Source organism: Bradyrhizobium sp. Leo170, assembly GCF_004296405.1.
Taxonomy (GTDB): Bacteria; Pseudomonadota; Alphaproteobacteria; order Rhizobiales; family Xanthobacteraceae; genus Bradyrhizobium.
Map to the genome: position 1 here is coordinate 1 of NZ_PSRR01000160.1, position 18078 is coordinate 18078.

Genomic DNA, 18078 nt, shown 5'->3' on the forward strand with positions numbered 1-18078 from the left:
CCAAGCCGGTGGCGATGCCGGGGCCGAAGATACCGAGGCCGAGCATGGCGAGGGCCGCGAGCACCACCGACAGGGCCTGCTCGACGGTCGGCTGGCCGCCGGCATAGGTCTGGGTGAATTGGGAGAAGAGCCCGGTGCCGATGCCGACGATGACGGCCAGCACCATGACCTTCACGCCCGACGCCACGATGTTGCCCAGCACCTTCTCGGCGAGGAACGCGGTCTTGTTGAAGAGCGCGAAGGGAATGAGGATGAAGCCGGCGAGCGTCGTCAGCTTGAACTCGATCAGGGTGACGAAGAGCTGCACCGCCAGGATGAAGAAGGCGATCAACACCAGGACCCATGAGACCATCAGCACCGCGATCTGTACGAAGTTCGCGAAGAAACTGGTGAAGCCCATCATCTGGTTTGCGGCGTCGAGCAGCGGTTGACCGGCATCGAGCCCGACCTGGGCGAGCTTGCCCGGCCGCAGGAAGTCGGCGGTCGAGATCGAGGAGCCACCCGCCTTCAGGCCGAGGCCGGCGAAGCTGTTGAAGACTACGCCTGAGAGATTGTTGAAGTTGTTGATGATGAAGGCGAAGAAGCCGATGTAGAGGGTCTTCTTCACCAGCCGCTGCAGGATGTCCTCGTCGGCGCCCCACGCCCAGAATAGGCCGGCGAGCGTGATGTCGATCACGATCAGCGTGGACGACAGATAGCCAACCTCGCCCTTGATCAGGCCGAAACCGGAATCGATGTAGGTGGTGAAGGTGTTGAGGAAAGTGTCGATGACGCCGACGTTGTTCATCGCGCGTCTCCGGTAGAAGGGGTGGCCGGCGCGGCGGCGCCTGGGGGCGTTTGTGGCGACAGCGACCGCGCCGGCCTGCCGAAGAAGCGCTGGCGGTTCTCCTCCCAGACCGCGATGCAATGCGGGTCTTCGGCATCCTGAGGACCGAGCGCACTGCAACGGCGCAGCTCGGCCGAGAGATCATCGGATGCTGGATTGTTGGTCGGAGACGTCTCGACGACGGGCGCCGATGGACGCCGATTGACCGCGACGAGGGTCGCGATGAACACCGCGACCAGGGCGACGATCGCGGCCGCGCGGAAGATGTCCGACCGTCCCAGCATCGCGGCGCCTCAGTTGCCGCTGAACATGGTGACGTTGCCTGGCTGGTAGCCGGTACGCGTCGAGAAGGTCTTATAGTTCTGCTGGCCCTGCGCTTCGGCGGCGGCGCTGCGCGCTTGCTCGAGCGCATCGGCCCGCCCCTTGGCGGACAGCACCGCCACCAGGTCGGAGAGCTGCTGGGACTGCAGCGCCAGAAGCTGGTTGCCGGCCTGGGCCGCCTGCAAGGCGCCCGTGGCGTTCTGGCTCGCGGAGACCAGTGAGGTCATGGCGCTGGAGTTGGTCGGGATGTTGCCAACAACGCCCGCCTGAACCTTCAGGCTGTCCTCGAAGGCCCCCACCGAGTTCTGCCAGCGCGTCTGCGCATTGGCGACCATGGCAGTGGTCGAACCCGTGCCCGCGGCCGAACCGTAGCTCGTCGAATAGGCCTGCTCGATGCGCTGGACATTGAAGGCGATGTCCTGCGCCTGGCCGAGCAGCGACTGGGTCTGGGCGATCGACGACTGAAGCTGCGTCAGCGTCGACATCGGCAGGTTGGCGAGATTGCGCGCCTGGTTGACCAGACTCGTCGCCTGGTTGGTCAACATCTGAATCTGATTGTTGATCTGCTGCAGCTCGCGCGCGGCGGTCAGCACGTTCTGGCTGAAGTTGGTCGGGTCGTAGACGATCCACTGCGCCGACGCGGGCGGTGCGGCGACGGCCAGGGTGAGCACGACGGCGCTTGCCGCCGCCAGATGGCGCAGCTTGATCATGATGACGTCTCCAGGTTGGTCAGGTCAAGGATGAGATCGGCGGCCCACAAGAGCTCGTGGTCCGCAAGCCAAGCGGGCGTGAAGGCATCGCGGCCGTACTCCGCGATGACACGTTCGATCGCCGCGTGGTCGGCCTTGGAGGATGCAGCACAGAAGGCGAGCGCGACCGGGCCGAGGCCCAGCTCGAAGAGGCGATTGCCGCGTCGCGATTGGCAGTAGTAGTCGCGCTTCGGCGTGGCGCGCGCGAGAATCTCGATCTGGCGATCGTTCAAGCCGAAGCGGCGGTAGATCGCCGTGATCTGCGGCTCGATCGCGCGCTCGTTCGGCAGGAAGATGCGCGTCGGGCAGCTCTCGACGATGGCGGGCGCGATGTTGCTGCCGTCGATGTCGGACAGCGACTGCGTGGCGAAGACCACCGAGGCGTTTTTCTTGCGCAGTGTCTTCAGCCATTCGCGGAGCTGCTGTGCGAAGGCCGGATCGTCGAGCACCAGCCAGCCCTCGTCGATGATGAGGAGCGTTGGCCGGCCATCGAGGTGGCCCTCGATGCGATGGAACAGGTAGGTCAGCACGGCAGGCGCAGCGCCGGCGCCGATCAGCCCCTCGGTCTCGAACGCCTGCACCGGAGCCGAGCCAAGCTGTTCGGTCTCGGCGTCGAGCAGCCGGCCGGAAGCGCCGCCGACGCAGTAGGGTTGGAGCGCTTGCTTGAGCGCCGTCGATTGCAGCAGGACCGCTAGGCCGGTGATGGTGCGCTCCTGCACCGGCGACGATGCCAGCGAGGTCAGCGCCGACCAGACGTGCTCCTTGGCGGTCGGGTCGATGGTGACGCCTTCTTTAGCGAGGATGGCCGTCACCCACTCCGCCGCCCAGGCGCGTTCGGCCTGATCGTCGATGCGCGCCAGCGGCTGCAGCGACACCGAATGCTCCGAGCCGGCGGAGAGCGAGCCGCCGAGATCGTGCCAGTCGCCGCCCATGGCGATCGCCGCGGTGCGGATCGAGCCGCCGAAGTCGAAGGCGAAAATCTGGTTGTTCCGGTAGCCTTCGCCCTCTTCGTCGTCGAAGAGGTTGGCGAAGATCGGGGCGGTGAAGCTCGGATCGTCGAGCTTGAGGCCCAGATAGTCGCGGCCCTCGTTGGAGCGCTTGGCCCAGGCGGCGCCGATCTCGACTCGGCCGACATAGACGCGGTGGCTGGGGCTGTTGTCGCCGGAACGGGTGGTTTCGGGGACGATCCGGACGTTCTTGGCCTGGACCGAGAGGGTGACGATTTCGCCGGTGAAATCGTTCGAGCCGGTCTTCTTGAAGGTGCCGATAGTCGCCATCGTAGTTCTCCTTGATCTCTGTTTCCGAGCCCGCACCATTGCGGCCCCGATGGTGATCGAAGGGCCGGAGGCGATCGACGGCGCACCCCGAAGGGGCTCGACAGCAAAGGAGGGGCTTTCTTGTCTCGCGAGGAATGACGGCGCAGCCGGCAGGGGAAGAAAGTTTTGACGCCGCTGTTGCGCCATAGGCGGTCGAGGCTTCAGCCGGCCTTCGGCTAGATCAGTCCATCGAAGAGGCCGTTCGGTGCGCTCGGCCGGACGGAGCTGACATCAAGGCGAACGTGGCGACTTTCGAGTCGCTTTAGAAGCCGGCCAGTAAATTGAACGGCGATGCGGAACCTGTCCTGGCCACCAACGGAACTTCTGCTTTCGAGACCATGCTCCGGCTGCACGCCCCCTTCACACGCTTTGTTGGCCGTATCGGTGAAACCTCGCCATCTCGGCCATGTGCCTCAACGAACCGCAACGACGCCCGGGGCTCTGCGATGATCGGGTGAGCATCGACGCGAGATCGCCCTCACGCCGTGTTCGACGACGAGGACGGCGGGCATACGGAATGCCTGATCCGGCGCCGCCCCGTCGACCTGACGGTGTCAGCCCCGCGCCAAGCCCTGTCCGGCTGGTCCGGGCTCGGCCATTCCGGTGAAGCGGACGAACGCCGTGACGCTGACGGCGATCGCGCCGATCACGGCGAAGATGGTCTGCCAGGTTGGTGAAGGCATCGCCATCTGCGCAATTCCCTGCGTGGCGCTGTAACCAGCCACGGTGGCGGGCGCGACATAGAGGAGGATGATCAGGAGGCGAAGCCACGCCCATGGCACGAAGGCAAGCGCGAGTTGGCCAAGGCCGAAGGTTACGCCGCCCGCCATGACGCCCACGGCGATTCCACCGAGTACGCCGGCTCCCGTGTGGAAGGCCCAGACGCCGATCGTCAGACCAGCGAAAAAGGGTAGTGCGAAGACAGCAAGGGTGAACAGCAGCCAGCAGAAGAAGCCGATACCGACGATGACGAGCAGTGGTCCGAAGATGATCATGGCGGTGAACTCCGTGAGATAAAGGTCTGACGGTCGCGCCTTCCACCACCACCACGGCGCAGGCATGAGTATACCCGCAAACAGTCGCCAGCGGGAGGGCAAATCCCGCTGGCCGTCCGCCGTCCAGCTCGCGTTGCGGTTCGCCTCTTCATGGTTGGAAGGGGTCGAATTCGTGGACCACAGCGCCGGGATCGCAGTCATATTCGGCGGCCAGCATGACGCCGTAGTTGCCAGTGTCAGCATGAAAGACGACGACGCAGACCATTAGGGTGGTGGCGAGGTTCCAGCCGTTAGCGAGTGCGAGGGCTTGAGACATTGATCCGACTCCTGTGCTGAGGCGGGGACCATCCCCGCGCGACAGGCGCCCGATGTGTTCGGCCAAGGGCCGCAATCACCGCGAAGGCGAAGACCCAGCGGCGGCACGCTTTGCGTAAGCCGACCCTTTACGGGTTGATGGCGTCAGGCCCTCGGCCGGACCAAGGATCAGCGCTGATAGACGCGAGGTGGTGCCCGCCGGCAGGAGCCCGGCTGTCAGGGCCGCGTAGCTTTCGGCTGGAACATCGTTGCCGTCACAATGGGACGGCTGATCGGCTAGGATGGATTGTGAGTCGAGGCGCGGTAGAGGTCCCACAATTATTCGAGCCGCGACAGGAAAAATTTGATGAAGCAAGGTATGGGAGAGATCAACATCCCCCGCGATCAACAGAATGCCCTTCAGGCGATCGATACCAACGAGCTGGACAGGCTTGTTGACCTGGCGATCCGGGAAGAACGATCGGGCGATCTGCATCGTCTCCCTCTCACAAGCTGCGGTCCCTACATCTCGACAAAACTCCATTACTTCGAACAGGCGCTGGCGAAACACCAATTGGCTAAGGCACCCCGAAAGCGCGCAGAGACTGAGAGCACTCTTCGACGCGCGGGTAGTGATTTGTCCTTCGCCGTGGGAGCCATGAAGCGCCGGATGGAAACCGAACAGGAGGAAGCGCAGCTCTTCATCGTCGATGACCAGATCATGCCGCCTCATCGCTTCAGCAAACATCTTAGTGTGAGGGTGAGCTATCGATGGCGCCGGACTGTCGATGACGAGTGGACGTTCGCCAGCGTAACGTTCGTTCATGATGTCGATCTTCGCCCCGACTATATGACACCAGCCCCCAAGCGAAAGCCGAGCGCCGCCAAGCAAGAGCTGGATCTACAGAACAGGCTGTATCAAACTTGGGAGCACCTGATGAGAGGCGCGCTCTATTCGGTCAGGGACTATTTCAGGGATGGGGGTGATGGAGACAAGATTCCGGACACCTTCCAAGCGACAGTCGATTCTCACAGCCGCGGGCTGAACAATTACAGCACGCAGTTCTGGCGCCAGCAGCCTTGAACTCTTTGGCCTATCCGGAAGAGTTAGGGTGGAAGATGGCGGCGCTCACGGGCCGCCGAACTTCCAGACCGGAATGCCGAGCTTCTTCGCCTTGTCGGCGAGGTTGCCCTGGATGCCGGTGCCCGGGAAGTGTAGGACGCCGATCGGCAGGGTCTCCAGCAGCGCGTCGTTGCGCCTGAACGGCGCGCCTTGGTGTGTTTCGTCCAGTCGGGCTTGAAGGCGATCTGCGGGACCTTGCGGTTGTCGGCCCATTTGGCGGCGATCAGCTCCGCGCCCTTCGGCGATCCGCCGTGCAGCAGCACCATGTCGGGGTGCTTGGTGTGAACCTGGTCGAGCTTGGCCCAGATCAGCCGGTGATCGTTGAAATCGAGCCCGCCGGTGAGCGCCACCTTCGGCCCCGCTGGCAGGAGCACTTGGTTGTCGGCGCGCTTCTTCGCCGCCAGGAAGTCGCGGCTGTCGATCATCGCCGAGGTGAGGTTGCGATGGTTGACCTTCGACCCGTTGCGCGGCCGCCAGGCTGAATGGGTGTGGTGCTCGAACTGGTCGGCGGCCTGGTCGCGCATCAGCTCGAAGGCATTGCGGCGTTCGATCAGCGTCTGGCCTTCCGCCGTCAGTCGTTCCAGCTCGACGGATTTGACCTCGCTGCCGTCCTGTTCCCGTTGCGAGCGCTGCTGGGCCAGCTCGTTGTCGTCGAGTTCGCGTTCGATCCGTTCGATAGCGCGGTGGAAGATGTTCACCGTCGACCAGAGCAGGTCCTCGAGGTCGGGTTCCAGGCGCGTGTCTGAAAGCGCCACCACGAGGGCGTCGAAGATGTCAGAGATGCTGCTGGCGAGGATGTTCGCTTCGGGAAGCGGCCTTGGATCGGGCTCGTCGTTGAAGGGACGGTATCCGTAGAGCTGGAGTTCGTGGAGGACCTGGTCGGTCGGGGATGAGCTGTGGTGCGGTTCGAATTCTTCGTCGTGGTCGGTGGTCATCGCGGCTTTCCTTCGTCGGATCGACCGCGCCCATCGCGGCCTTCATGGCGACGAAGGCGGCGGGCGGAACGGACCTGCACCCGCAGCGCGAGTTGCGGGCCGGAGCCTCGGCGGAGGACCGAAGGGGGCCGACTATTTTGTTTCGCGATGTAAAGGCGGCTCAGCCGCCGACGGAAAATAGTCGGCCCACAAGGTTGCCGGTCCGGGCCGCTTGCTGCCCGATCGCCCTCTCAGAAGGCCGTGGGTGCGGTCCCCTCCGGCGCTGGGGAACGCATGATCGCCGGCCCAACGGTGACGGCGCTGCCGATCCGCGCCTCATCCCGGTTCCGACTATGCCGCCAGCTCCATGAAGCGAGCGACGTCCTGCGCCGCGATCTGCACCCGGCTCGCCGCCCGAAGCGCGTCGATCCCAAGCAGGCGGAGATCCTCGTTGAAGTCGCCGAGCCGTGGCGAGATCACGATCGTCTCGATCCCGGCCTCCTGCGCCCGGTCGATCAATGTCGCCATTGCGCCGTCGCCGGCCGGATCATCGTCGCGAGCAATGTAGAATCGCCGCAGCGTGTCCGGGAACAGGATGGCGGAGAGATGCGCCGCCGAGAGGGCTGCGACCATCGGCATGGTCGGCAAGACGCATCGGAGCGACAGCATCGTCTCGATGCCCTCGCCGGCCGCCATCACTTCACCCGCCACGCCAAATCGAACCGCATGACTGAGAAGGTCGCCCATCGCCCGTCTCGGCGTGTCGATTGGCGCCTTGCCGAGCGTCGCCTCGGTGAAGCCGCCGGGATCGAGCCAGGTGCGATGCGCGCCGGTCAGATTGCCGACGAGATCGGTGACGGCTGCGATCATCGCTGGCCAGGTCTCGGTCGGGCTGTGCTCGTCCGGCCGATAGTAACAGCGCGGGTGGAAACGCAGGCTTCCGGTTCCGTGCAAAAACGTAATGCCGCGATTGCGGAGATACGCTTCTACGGGAGTGCGTTCGATCGGCTGCGACATGGTGAACAGTCGCCGTGCCGCCTCTGGCGATCCGGTTGGAGCGCTGGGCGTTCGCGATCGGGGACGATCCGGCTCAGGCTCCGGGTGCGGCAGGCTGAGGAACGAACGTGCCTCATCGGCGACGTCCTTGAAGTCGATCAGGCCACAGCTTTCGCGGATCCACGCCGACGAACTGCGTCCGCTTGTCGGAAGCGCGGACGGCGCCCTCGGTCAGCATCCGGCGGATGACATAGGGCTGCTTGTCGTAGGAGGCCTTCAGGCGCTCGAACACCTGCTCCTGGCGCTCATGGTCGCCGGAAACGGTGAAGGCCATGAGTTGGTCGAGCGTCATGCCGTCCTCGGCATAGACGTCGAGCAGTGCCGGCGAGACCGAGGCCAGCTTCAGGCGCTGCTTCACCACGTTGACCGAGACGAAGAAGGCCGCAGCGATCTCCTCCTCGGACTGGCCCTTCTCGCGCAGCGCGAGGAAGGCGCGGAACTGGTCGAGCGGATGCAGCGGCGCGCGCTGGACGTTCTCGGCGAGCGAGTCCTCCTCGGCGATGCCGCTGTCGCGGACGATGCACGGCACCGGCGCGGACTTGGCGAGGCGCTTCTGCTTCACGAGCAGCTCCAGCGCCCGGTAGCGTCGGCCACCGGCCGGGATCTCGAACATGCCGGTCTCGACGCCGTCCTGATCGACGACCGCCCGCACACTCAGGCCCTGCAGGAGGCCGCGACGGGCGATGTCGTCGGCCAGCTCCTCGACCGAGACGCCGGCCTTCACGCGCCGGACGTTCGACTGGGAGAGCAGGAGCTTGTTGAAGGGGATGTCGCGCGAGGGCGAGAGAGTGATCTTCTGAACAGTGGTAGCCATCGGGATGTACTCCGCGACGAGCGCCGAAAGCCTCTCTCTCGGCATCAACTCGTCACGAAGCGCAGCGCCGCCCTCTTCCTCTGAGGGCAGCGCCGCGAAACCGACGATCAGGAAGGACGGAAAACGCGCCAGTCGTGTTCGATAGTGCGCCTCATCCCGATCGTCTCCGGTAACGACGCTCAAGATCGCCCCCAGGTGGCCGGGGCCAAGCCGCCAAAGATGCAGGTCCGCGACCTCGTCGCCGGAGGCCTCAACGGTCTGGCGGATCTGATCGGTCAGGTTCCGGTCGGGGTTCATGTCCAGCAGGATCGCGCCGGTGTCGCGGATCAGTCCGTAGGACCAACTGGCGATCACGCAGGCCCCAACGATGCCAGCGAGCGGGTCCATCCAAAGCCAGCCGAACAGGCGCGCCAGTACGAGGCCGATGATCACTAAAACCGAGACCGCCGCGTCAGCAACCACGTGGATCACGGCGGCACGCATGTTGTTGTCGCGATCGTGGGCGCCGTGTTCGTGCTCGGTGAAGACGACCGTGTGGCTCGCCCCGGAAAGCGCCAGCTGCGCTGTGAACGCGTGGGGCTCCGGAATTTCCTCGAACGACTCCAGGAACTCTCCCCGATCCGCAAAAGCGAAAGTCTGCCGCGTACCGTCTGGCCGCACGGTCTCCAGCGACACGCTCGCGGAGGGCGATGCTAGGCTTTCGCCGCGCAACCGAAACCGGGGCGGCACGCCGTCTTCGAAGACGCTGAGCACAAGGTCGCCCCCATCTGTTGCGATCACGTGCTCTTCCTCGCCATGACTGTGCCCATTAGGGCCGTGACCATGACCATGACCATGACCGTGGCTGTGACCGTGACCGTGATGGTGCCCGCCCGCACCAAGCAGCCAGACGCTCGCTAGGTTTACACAGAGGCCCAGCACGGCGATCGGAATGGCCTGGCCAAAGTGGATCGTCACCGGGTGCAGGAATCGGGTGACGGCTTCATAGCCGATGAGCAGGGAGATCATCGCGAGCACGATGGCGCTGGTGAAGCCGGCGAGGTCGCCCAGCTTCCCAGTGCCGAAGCTGAACCGGGGATCGTCCGCGTGCTTGCGCGAATAGGTGTAGGCCAGCGCCGCCAGCAGTAGGGCGCCTGCGTGGGTGGACATGTGGAGACCATCCGCCACCAGCGCGATGGAGCCGAACAGCAGCCCTCCGATGATCTCGCCCACCATCATCGCGCCACACAGCCAGATCACCGCCCAGGTCCGGCGTTCGCTGCCCTCATGGCCTTCGCCAAGGAATACGTGATGGTGCGAGACGGCGTCGCGGGTCGGCTTGGACATGGGAACAGACTTCATTTCAAATAGGTGCGGATGACCGCCATCAGGGCGGCCGCGGCTTCTGGATCGAGCGCCCCGGGGTGTTTCTCCGCATCCACCAGGTGGGTTTGGATGTGGTCCTCGACGACCTCGGCGGTGAGGCCGGCCAGCGCGCCGCGGACGCCGGCGATCTGATGCATGATCGCCTCGCAACCTGCCTCGGCTTCCAAAGCGCGTTCTATCCCTTCCACCTGGCCACGGATGCGCCGGACGCGGGCCAGCAACTGGGCCTTCTCTCGAACCGTATGCATGACGTCAGTTAGGATAGGGGGCTACCCTATGTCAATGCCTAGAACGCGACCGGTGGCCTGTCGCCATGGCGCGAACACCCTTTGGGACGGAGATGCTCATTCAAGCAAGCTGATCGTCATGGCGCGGCTTCGGTGCCGAGGGCCAACGTACTCTGAGGTCGATCGCGAAGTTTTGGCACGGCCTGGGGGATCTCCCCGCAGAAGGGGGTGAGTCGGCGACCGCGGCGCCGACCAGGGGGAAGGCTTTCCCTCCAGGCCTTCCAGATCGCGGCCGGAACACTTCCAATTAGCGGGACATTGACTCCCAATCAGCCGGACCCGATAGTTCCAATCTTCCGGATTCGGAGATGGCATGTTCGAGCGGTTTGTGGAGCGGCGGGCGGAGGAAGCCCTTTCTGATACGCCAGTGGTCCTGATCGTAGGCCCGCGCCGTGCCGGCAAGACCACGCTCGTCCGAAAAATGGGAGAAGCGGGGCGCACCTATATCACGCTCGACGATCAAACGGTCCTCGAGGCGGCCCAGTCTGATCCCGCCGGCTTCATTCGCGGCCTCGACCGGGCCATCATCGACGAAATCCAGCGTGCGCCTGACCTGCTGCTGGCCATCAAGAAGACGGTCGACGAGGACTATCGGCCAGGTCGCTTCCTGCTCACTGGCTCAGCGAATGTCCTGACTTTGCCGCGGGTCGCCGACAGCCTGGCCGGTCGGATGGAGACCATCCAGATGCTGCCGCTGGCCAGGGCCGAGGTCGAAGGCCGCACGCCGACTTTCCTGGAGCATCTCTTCGCAGGACAGCTCCGGAGCCAACGGGAGGCAATCCTTGGCGACGACCTCGCCCAGCTTGTCCTGCTCGGCGGTTTCCCCGAGGCGATCAGTCGCGACAGCGAGCGCCGACGGCAGGACTGGTCGAGATCCTATCTCACGTCGGTCCTCACGCGCGATCTGCGGGATATCGCCGACGTCGAGAAGCTGACCGAGCTTCCGAAATTCGTGCGACTGCTGGCCGAGCACTCCGGCCAGTTGGTCAACTACTCGCAGTTCGGCGCCGGCATCAATGTCAGCCACAAGACGGGGCAGCGTTATGTCGGGCTGCTGGAGCAGGTGTTCCTGATCGCGACGGTGCAACCATGGTTCACCAATGCCCTGAAGCGCATCGTCAAGACGCCGAAGCTGCACTTCCTCGATTCCGGCCTGCTTGCGACTGTGCGCGGTCTTTCCTTCGACAGGGTCAAGGCTGATCGCGGCACGTTCGGCGCGCTGCTCGAAAGTTTCGTGTTCGCAGAGGTTCTGAAGCTGATGACGGCCTCGGACCTGCGGCTGACGCCCCACCATTTTCGGGATCGGGACGGGCGCGAGGTGGACATCGTGCTGGAACGCGATGACGGGATGATCGCAGGCATCGAGGTCAAGGCGAGCGCGACGGTCAAAGCCAGTGATTTCGGGGGCCTGCGGGCCTTGGCCGAGGCGTGTGGAGACCGTTTCGCCTTCGGTGTCGTCCTTTACGACAGCGCGGACGTCGTGCCGTTCGGCGACAGGCTGGCGGCAGCGCCATTGTCGAGTCTTTGGAATGGAGCGCCGCGGACGAACAAGGCGGACAAATCAAGATAGCCGCCGGGAAAGGGGAAACTATGCTCAGCAGAGGGTCAGAATGGCGGAGGTGGGAACCGCATATCCACGCGCCAGGCACGGTCATGAACAATCAGTTCAGCGGCCCGAACGCTTGGGGCGATTACCTGACCGCGCTTGAGCAAGCGACGCCGGTCATTGAGGCGATCGCGGTCACGGACTACTACGTGACCGATACCTACGAGGAGGTGCTGCGGCACAAGGCGGCCGGGCGTTTGCCTAGCGCCAAGCTGGTCTTCCCCAACGTGGAACTCCGGCTCGACGTAGCGACGGCGAAAGGGGGCTTCGTCAACCTCCACCTGTTCGTCAGCCCGGAGGATCCGCAGCATCTCGACGAACTGCGGCGTTTGCTGTCGCGCTTGCAGTTCAATGTCATGCAGGATCGTTTCGATTGCACGCGGGCCGATCTCATTCGGCTCGGCAAGAAAGCCGATTCCAACATTACGGACGAGCGGGCCGCGCTGGCCTATGGCGCTAACCAGTTCAAGGTCAATTTCCAGAAACTCCGCGAGGTTTTCTCCGAAAGCGGATGGGCGAAGACGAACATCCTGATCGCGGTGGCTGGCGGTGCGACGGACGGCACGTCGGGCGTGCGGGAAGCTGCGGATCAGACAATCCGGCGTGAGATTGAGGGCTTTGCCCATGTGATCTTCGCGGGCAGCCCGGCACAGCGTGAGTTCTGGTTGGGCCAGAGAGATCTCGGCCCCGACGAAATCCGCACCCGCTACGGCGGCCTGAAGCCCTGTTTGCACGGGAGCGATGCGCACAAGCTCGACAACGTGGCGTCGCCATTCGGAAATCGCTTCTCGTGGATCAAGGGCGGGCTCGAATTCGACGCGCTCCGCCAGGCGTGCATCGATCCCGAGGGGCGCGCCTATGTCGGCGAGCAGCCGCCGGGCTCGGCGATGCCGTCGCAGGTCATCTCGCGCGTCCAGATCGGCGAAGCAGATTGGGCCACCACGCCCGACATTCCCCTCAATCATGGCCTCGTCGCCATCATCGGCGCGCGCGGATCGGGGAAGACAGCCCTGGCCGACGTGATCGCGGCCGGCTGCGACGCGATTTCGCCATCCGGCTGGAACGCCGATGAGAACATCAGCCCATCGTTCCTGGCTCGGGCGCGCAAGTTGATTGGTGACGCATCGACGACGCTGACCTGGGGAGGGGGCGCGACGGTCACGCGCGCCCTGGATGGCAGCGACGCCAATGGCCACATGACCTTTCCGCGCGCCCGGTATCTCTCCCAGCAGTTCGTCGAAGAGCTCTGCTCGGCGAAGGGCGTCGCCGATGGTCTCGTCGACGAGATTGAGCGCGTGATTTTCGAGTCGCATTCGCAGGACGATCGCGAATGGGCGCTCGATTTCGCCGAGCTGCGCGACCAGCAGACCGCACGATTCCAGCAGGCGCGCGAGCGCGAAGCCGAGGCGATCGCCGACATCTCGGACCGCATCGCGACTGAGTTTGAGAAAGAAAGCCTTGTCGCCACGCTGACCAACCAGATCGGGCAGAAGAAAAAGCTGATCGCAGATTACACAGCCGATCGCGCCAAGCTTGTCGTCAAGGGCACCGAGGCGCAGGTGGCCCGGCACACCCAGCTCAGCGAGGCGGCCCAGAAGCTTCGCAACTCGATCCAGGCCTTCGGCAATCAGCGCCGCACCTTTGTCGCCCTGCAAGACGAGGTTCGCAGCATGCGCGCGACGGGGGCGCCGGAGTTGTTGCGCCAAGCTCAGGCGCGACACACCAATAGCGGGCTTGACGCCAAGCAGTGGGACGATTTCCTGCTGATCTACAAGGGTGACGTAGACAAGAGCCTGACAGCCTACATGGCGTGGGCCGACGGCGAGGTCCGCAAGCTCAACGGGGTTCCGCCGCCGCCCGGCGACCTGAATGTGGCGCTGGTCGCCGACACCGCCGATCTCTCGACGCTTCCGCTCGCCCCAATCGCGGCCGAAATGACACGCCTCGAGACGCTGTTCAGCGCCGACAAGCTGGTTCGCGATCAGTACACGGCGCTGACCGGCCGCATCGCACAGGAGAATTCCGCGCTTCAGACCCTCGAAACCCGGCTCACCGACGCGCAAAGCGCGGCAGCGCGCCGGAAAGACCTTCAGACCGAGCGCGACGACACCTACGGCCGGGTCTTCGAGGCGATCATCAACGAACAGAACGCCTTGGCCGGCCTCTATGCCCCGCTGATGGCGCGGCTTGCGGCGTCATCAGGAACGCTCAAGAAGCTGAGTTTCTCGGTTCGCCGGATCGCCGACGTCGCCGAATGGGGCTCGTTCGCGGAGGAAAAACTCATCGATAGACGCGACTCCGGCCCCTTTCACGGCCGGGGCTCGCTGATCGCGGTCGCGTCGCAGGCGTTCAAGCTGGCCTGGGAGACGGGATCGGCGGCCGATGTCCAAGCGGCCATGACGGCCTTCATGGCAAGATACCTGAGAGACCTCCTGTCGCACGCACCCTTTGCGCCGACGCAGCAGGCCGAATTCCGGGCCTGGTCGAAACGGTTCGCGCTTTGGCTTTTCGGCACCGATCACATCACGGTCCGGTACGAGATTTCCTACGATGGTGTCGACATCCGCAAGCTGTCACCCGGCACGCGTGGGATCGTGTTGCTACTCCTCTACCTCGCTCTCGACGATTCAGACGATCGACCATTGATCATCGACCAGCCTGAGGAAAACCTCGATCCGAAGTCTGTCTTCGACGAGTTGGTGGCACTCTTCGTTGCGGCCACCCTCGAGCTTCCGCGTCGAGTGGGTCGAGCATCGCTACCAGGACGGCGCGCTTGCCGACAACACCCGTTGGACCGCGATCCTCACCATCGCCATCCAGACGCCAACCTCCGCCGACGTGCTCCGCAAGAACCCGCTCGGCATCTACGTCACCGCCATCAACTGGTCGAAGGAGCTAGGACAATGACCTCGCCGATTTCTAAGGAAGCCGGCGGTCCGGCTTCGCGTATCTCCGTCATTCAGCAAAACCGGAAGGGAGCAAATGCAGCTTTCCCTAAAGCCGGCCTCGCGTCTTTGCTGATGTCTTTCACCGCGCTTGGCGGCTGTGCCCACAATTTCATTCCGCCTGACATAAATTACGACAGCGCTGTGCCGGCGAAGCTTGCTTCCGATCCGCCTGCGCCCATCAAGATCGTAGAGCTGCCGAAGCCTCTGCCGCTGCCCGGACAATTGAAGCCGATCGACGGTGGAAAGCCCATACCCGAAGCCGCTGACCCGACCGTGCGCGTCAACCAGGCCAATGCCGCCGCCCGTATCCAGCCGGTGCGCAACGGCTTCATCAACGCGGTCCAGGTCTATCCGTTCTCTGGCGGGGCGCTTTACCAAGTCTATACGGCGCCCGGCGAAATCACCGATATCGCGCTGCAGGACGGCGAGCAGCTCGTCGGCTCCGGCCCCGTGGCGGCCGGCGACACCGTGCGCTGGATCATCGGCGACACCGAGAGCGGCGCGGGCGCGACCAAAAAGGTCCACATCCTGGTCAAGCCGACGAGACCGGAGTTGCTCACCAATCTGGTGATCAATACGGATCGGCGGACCTACCTCCTCGAGCTGCGCTCGACGGAGAAGACCTACATGGCCTCGGTCTCCTGGCAGTATCCTGAGGACCAGCTCATCGCGCTTCGGCGGCAGAATCAGGAGGCCGACGCCGCGGCGCCGATCGCCAGCGGGGTCGATCTTGCCTCGATCAACTTCCGTTACGCGATCCAGGGCGACAACCCGGCCTGGCGACCGCTGCGCGCCTTCGACGACGGGAAGAAGGTCTATATCGAATTCCCGAGCGGCATCGCCCAGGGCGAAATGCCGCCGCTCTTCGTCATCGGTCCGGCCGGCGGTTCCGAGCTGGTGAACTACCGGGTGAACCGCAACTACTACATCGTCGACCGCCTGTTCGCCGCCGCCGAATTGCGCCTCGGCGACAAGGATAGCGAGCGGCGCGTCCGTATCGTCCGCACCGACGGAAGGCCGCGGTCATGACAGACGCTCCGAACGAGGAAAGGAGCGCAGCGCCCGAACCGTCCGTGGCGCCAGACCTGCGGCTTCGGGGCGAGCGGCCGCGCGTCACGCGCTTGTCGCGCAGAGTGCTGATTGGGCTCGGCGCCGTGTCGGCGCTCGCCGTCGCGGGCGCGCTCGGCTATGCGCTCCAGACTCGCAACGCGGCGCAGAGCGGCCAGGAGTTGCTCTCGACGCAGAACCGTCCCTCTGCTGAAGGCCTGGCAGGACTCCCAAGAGACTATACCGGCCTGCCGCGCCAAGCGCCGCCGCTTGGGCCGCCGCTGCCCGGCGATCTCGGCAAGCCGATCCTCAACGCAGGGGCAGCGCCGAACGCCGTGGCTCCCGCGACAACGCCAGATCCGGAGGCGCAGCGCCGCGCCCAGGAGATCGAGGCGGCGCGGCTCAGCCGTCTCTTCGCCCAGACCAACCAGCAGCCCCAGCCGGTAGGACTCGTCGCGCCGGCTGCGGCGGGGACCACGGCGGGCCCGACGCCCACACCGCCGGTCGACGCCGGCGCCGCGCAGAACATGCAAGACCGCAAGACAGCCTTCCTCAATGCCGCGACTGACAAGCGAACGGTCAGCCCAGATCGTCTCGAACCCAGGGCTTCGCCCTACGTCGTGCAGGCCGGCACCGTCATACCCGCGGCCCTCATCACCGGCATCCGCTCGGACCTCCCTGGCCAGATCACCGCCCAGGTGACTGAAGCCGTCTACGACAGCCCGACCGGCCAGTATCTCCTGATCCCCCAGGGTGCGAAGCTGATCGGCCAATACGACAGCTCGGTGGCCTTCGGCCAAAGCCGCATTCTCCTCGTCTGGACGCGCATCATCATGCCGGACGGCATGTCGATCGTGCTGGAACGGCAACCGGGCGCCGATACGCAAGGCTATGCCGGGCTCGAAGACGAGGTCGACAATCATTGGGGCAAGCTGTTTCAGGCAGCCGTGCTCTCGACGCTGCTCAGCGTTGGCGCCGAAGCCGGCACGAGCCAGAACGAGAACAATCTCGTACAGGCGATCCGCAGCGGCGCGTCCAACAGCATTAGCCAGACCGGCCAGCAGATCGTTCAGCGCCAGCTCAACATCCAGCCGACGCTCACCATCCGCCCCGGCTTCCCGGTTCGTGTCATCGTCACGCGCGACCTCGTGCTGACGCCCTATGGGAAGGGAGGGACGCCATGACCAAACTGAAACTCGGGGCTCTCGCGGATGACAAGCCGGTCAAGCTCACCGTCGAGTTGCCGGCTGCGGTGCATCGCGATCTCATCGTCTATGCCGAAGTGCACGCCCGCGAAACCGGACAGCCTGTGGGCGACCCGGTGAAGCTGATTTCGCCGATGATTGAGCGATTCATGGCGACCGACCGAGGATTTGCGAAAGCACGACGCGGACGCCCGTCCACTAGCTCGGGCTCGACGTCACAGAACTAGCGATAAGTCCCGGTATTGTGGCGGCCTTCGATCTCCGCGACATGGTTCTGGCGAGGCTTAGCAAACGCCGGAGAGCTGGGTTGTCGTTCTGCGGCGACCAGATCGCGCAGAACGGCAGAATCTCATTGTTGAGCGGGCGGTAGACGACGCCGGGAAAGCGCGCGGTGATCGTCGCTTCGCTGGTTAGAGGCCTAGCGATGCGTTGGAGGGGCGCCGACGTTGCCATAGCGTTCGCCGGCGACCGCACGCGGAGTGAAGACGGCCTCGACGCGTGCCAGATCACCTTCGCTCAGCCTGACGGACAAGGCGCCGAGATTTTCCTCTAGTCGCGCCACTTTTTTGGTCCCTGGAATCGGCACCATTTCGTCACCCTGCGCGAGTAGCCAGGCGAGCGCGACTTGAGCTGGCGTCGCATCGTGTTCACCAGCAATGGCCTCAATCTCGGCGACGAGCTCCAAGTTCTTCCGGACATTTTCTTCCTGAAAGCGAGGACTGTTATGCCGCCAGTCCGTCGAAACGAGATCGGATTGGGAGCGAATTTGCCCCGCAAGAAAACCTTTGCCGAGTGGGCTATAAGGAACAAAGCCGACGCCGAGTTCACGCAATGCCGGCAGAATTTCGCTCTCTGGCGCGCGATACCATAGCGAATATTCCGACTGCACTGCTGCGATCGGATGCACGTTGTGTGCGCGGGCCAAGGTTTCACCACCGATTTCACAGAGGCCAAGGAAACCAACCTTGCCTGCCTGAACAAGGTCCGCCATCGCTCCCACCGTCTCCTCAATCGGGACGTTCGGATCGAGGCGATGCTGGTAGTAGAGATCGATCCGCTCGACCCCGAGCCGCTTCAGCGAGGCGTCGCAGGAGACCCGGACCGTTTCAGGGCGGCTGTCTAGGTGACGTGCATTGGGATCGCGCGCATCACGCTCGACACCAAATTTGGTCGCGAGAATGATCTCATCGCGGCGACCTTTGATCGCTCGGG

12 protein-coding genes and 8 pseudogenes are annotated in these 18078 nt (G+C 64.4%); 7 read left to right on the forward strand and 13 right to left on the reverse strand.

What is annotated here, in order from left to right:
* The 7 genes and pseudogenes from trbL to CWO89_RS46105 all read right to left on the reverse strand — a co-directional run.
* A partial coding sequence (gene trbL, locus CWO89_RS24425) for a P-type conjugative transfer protein TrbL (protein WP_130581262.1) occupies positions 1 to 787 on the reverse strand: 787 nt, incomplete at its 3' end.
* A complete protein-coding gene (gene trbK-alt, locus CWO89_RS24430; protein WP_130581263.1) occupies positions 784 to 1110 on the reverse strand; it encodes a putative entry exclusion protein TrbK-alt in 327 nt (108 codons plus the stop codon). The genes trbK-alt and trbL, both read right to left, overlap by 4 nt.
* A gap of 9 nt (positions 1111 to 1119) precedes the next feature.
* Complete coding sequence (gene trbJ / locus CWO89_RS24435; protein ID WP_130581264.1) at positions 1120 to 1857, reverse strand: P-type conjugative transfer protein TrbJ; 738 nt, start codon at positions 1855 to 1857, stop codon at positions 1120 to 1122.
* Positions 1854 to 2891 (reverse strand): annotated as a pseudogene (locus CWO89_RS24440) (TraG/VirB4 family ATPase); the annotation flags it as partial. The pseudogene CWO89_RS24440 and the gene trbJ, both read right to left, overlap by 4 nt.
* A 60-nt stretch (positions 2892 to 2951) precedes the next feature.
* Positions 2952 to 3359: pseudogene (locus CWO89_RS49155) on the reverse strand (DUF736 domain-containing protein); the annotation flags it as partial.
* A gap of 407 nt (positions 3360 to 3766) precedes the next feature.
* Positions 3767 to 4207, reverse strand: coding sequence for a hypothetical protein (locus CWO89_RS24445; protein WP_130581271.1), 441 nt, complete (start codon positions 4205 to 4207; stop codon positions 3767 to 3769).
* Positions 4208 to 4355: 148 nt separating this feature from the next.
* A complete protein-coding gene (locus CWO89_RS46105) occupies positions 4356 to 4523 on the reverse strand; it encodes a hypothetical protein (protein WP_165421321.1) in 168 nt (55 codons plus the stop codon).
* A 345-nt stretch (positions 4524 to 4868) separates the two neighbouring features.
* On the opposite strand from CWO89_RS46105, the gene CWO89_RS24450 reads away from it, so the two are divergent.
* Positions 4869 to 5585, forward strand: a complete 717-nt coding sequence (locus tag CWO89_RS24450; protein WP_245476498.1) for a hypothetical protein — start codon at positions 4869 to 4871, stop codon at positions 5583 to 5585.
* A gap of 45 nt (positions 5586 to 5630) precedes the next feature.
* On the opposite strand, the pseudogene CWO89_RS24455 reads toward CWO89_RS24450, so the two are convergent.
* The 5 genes and pseudogenes from CWO89_RS24455 to CWO89_RS24475 all read right to left on the reverse strand — a co-directional run bounded on the left by CWO89_RS24455 (position 5631) and on the right by CWO89_RS24475 (position 10021).
* Positions 5631 to 6559: pseudogene (locus tag CWO89_RS24455) on the reverse strand (DUF2493 domain-containing protein).
* A 330-nt stretch (positions 6560 to 6889) separates the two neighbouring features.
* Positions 6890 to 7714 (reverse strand): annotated as a pseudogene (locus tag CWO89_RS24460) (DUF7146 domain-containing protein); the annotation flags it as partial.
* A pseudogene (locus tag CWO89_RS24465) lies at positions 7713 to 8408 on the reverse strand (ParB/RepB/Spo0J family partition protein); the annotation flags it as partial. The pseudogenes CWO89_RS24465 and CWO89_RS24460, both read right to left, overlap by 2 nt.
* A 126-nt stretch (positions 8409 to 8534) precedes the next feature.
* Positions 8535 to 9749, reverse strand: a pseudogene (dmeF, locus tag CWO89_RS24470) (CDF family Co(II)/Ni(II) efflux transporter DmeF); the annotation flags it as partial.
* On the reverse strand, positions 9746 to 10021 hold the full coding sequence (locus CWO89_RS24475; RefSeq protein WP_130581266.1) for a metal/formaldehyde-sensitive transcriptional repressor: 276 nt from the start codon (positions 10019 to 10021) through the stop codon (positions 9746 to 9748). The pseudogene dmeF and the gene CWO89_RS24475, both read right to left, overlap by 4 nt.
* Before the next feature lie 352 nt (positions 10022 to 10373).
* Between CWO89_RS24475 and CWO89_RS24480 the strand changes: the two genes are divergently transcribed.
* From CWO89_RS24480 to CWO89_RS24505, 6 genes and pseudogenes are all read left to right on the forward strand, one after another.
* On the forward strand, positions 10374 to 11630 hold the full coding sequence (locus CWO89_RS24480; protein ID WP_130581267.1) for an ATP-binding protein: 1257 nt from the start codon (positions 10374 to 10376) through the stop codon (positions 11628 to 11630).
* 20 nt (positions 11631 to 11650) lie between these two features.
* Positions 11651 to 14386: pseudogene (locus tag CWO89_RS49160) on the forward strand (TrlF family AAA-like ATPase); the annotation flags it as partial.
* Between the two features lies 1 nt (position 14387).
* A pseudogene (locus CWO89_RS24490) lies at positions 14388 to 14573 on the forward strand (VirB8/TrbF family protein); the annotation flags it as partial.
* Positions 14570 to 15643 (forward strand): P-type conjugative transfer protein TrbG, encoded by a 1074-nt coding sequence (gene trbG, locus CWO89_RS24495; protein ID WP_130581273.1) that lies wholly within the window; start codon positions 14570 to 14572, stop codon positions 15641 to 15643. The pseudogene CWO89_RS24490 and the gene trbG, both read left to right, overlap by 4 nt.
* Complete coding sequence (locus CWO89_RS24500) at positions 15640 to 16845, forward strand: TraB/TrbI/VirB10 family type IV secretion system protein (protein ID WP_130581268.1); 1206 nt, start codon at positions 15640 to 15642, stop codon at positions 16843 to 16845. The genes trbG and CWO89_RS24500 overlap by 4 nt, the downstream gene beginning before the upstream one ends.
* Complete coding sequence (locus CWO89_RS24505; RefSeq protein WP_130581269.1) at positions 16842 to 17093, forward strand: DUF2274 domain-containing protein; 252 nt, start codon at positions 16842 to 16844, stop codon at positions 17091 to 17093. The genes CWO89_RS24500 and CWO89_RS24505 overlap by 4 nt, the downstream gene beginning before the upstream one ends.
* Positions 17094 to 17284: 191 nt before the next feature.
* Here the strand turns inward: CWO89_RS24505 and CWO89_RS24515 are convergent.
* Positions 17285 to 18078: aldo/keto reductase (locus tag CWO89_RS24515; protein ID WP_130581270.1), on the reverse strand; the 794-nt coding region annotated here is incomplete at its 5' end.

What these genes read in the sequence shown, in the direction of transcription:
- trbK-alt (WP_130581263.1), bottom strand. Translation starts at nt 1,110, where the DNA reads ATGCTGGGACGGTCGGACATCTTCCGCGCGGCCGCGATCGTCGCCCTG.
- trbJ (WP_130581264.1), bottom strand. Translation starts at nt 1,857, where the DNA reads ATGATCAAGCTGCGCCATCTGGCGGCGGCAAGCGCCGTCGTGCTCACC.
- CWO89_RS24445 (WP_130581271.1), bottom strand. Translation starts at nt 4,207, where the DNA reads ATGATCATCTTCGGACCACTGCTCGTCATCGTCGGTATCGGCTTCTTC.
- CWO89_RS46105 (WP_165421321.1), bottom strand. Translation starts at nt 4,523, where the DNA reads ATGTCTCAAGCCCTCGCACTCGCTAACGGCTGGAACCTCGCCACCACC.
- CWO89_RS24450 (WP_245476498.1), top strand. Translation starts at nt 4,869, where the DNA reads ATGAAGCAAGGTATGGGAGAGATCAACATCCCCCGCGATCAACAGAAT.
- CWO89_RS24475 (WP_130581266.1), bottom strand. Translation starts at nt 10,021, where the DNA reads ATGCATACGGTTCGAGAGAAGGCCCAGTTGCTGGCCCGCGTCCGGCGC.
- CWO89_RS24480 (WP_130581267.1), top strand. Translation starts at nt 10,374, where the DNA reads ATGTTCGAGCGGTTTGTGGAGCGGCGGGCGGAGGAAGCCCTTTCTGAT.
- trbG (WP_130581273.1), top strand. Translation starts at nt 14,570, where the DNA reads ATGACCTCGCCGATTTCTAAGGAAGCCGGCGGTCCGGCTTCGCGTATC.
- CWO89_RS24500 (WP_130581268.1), top strand. Translation starts at nt 15,640, where the DNA reads ATGACAGACGCTCCGAACGAGGAAAGGAGCGCAGCGCCCGAACCGTCC.
- CWO89_RS24505 (WP_130581269.1), top strand. Translation starts at nt 16,842, where the DNA reads ATGACCAAACTGAAACTCGGGGCTCTCGCGGATGACAAGCCGGTCAAG.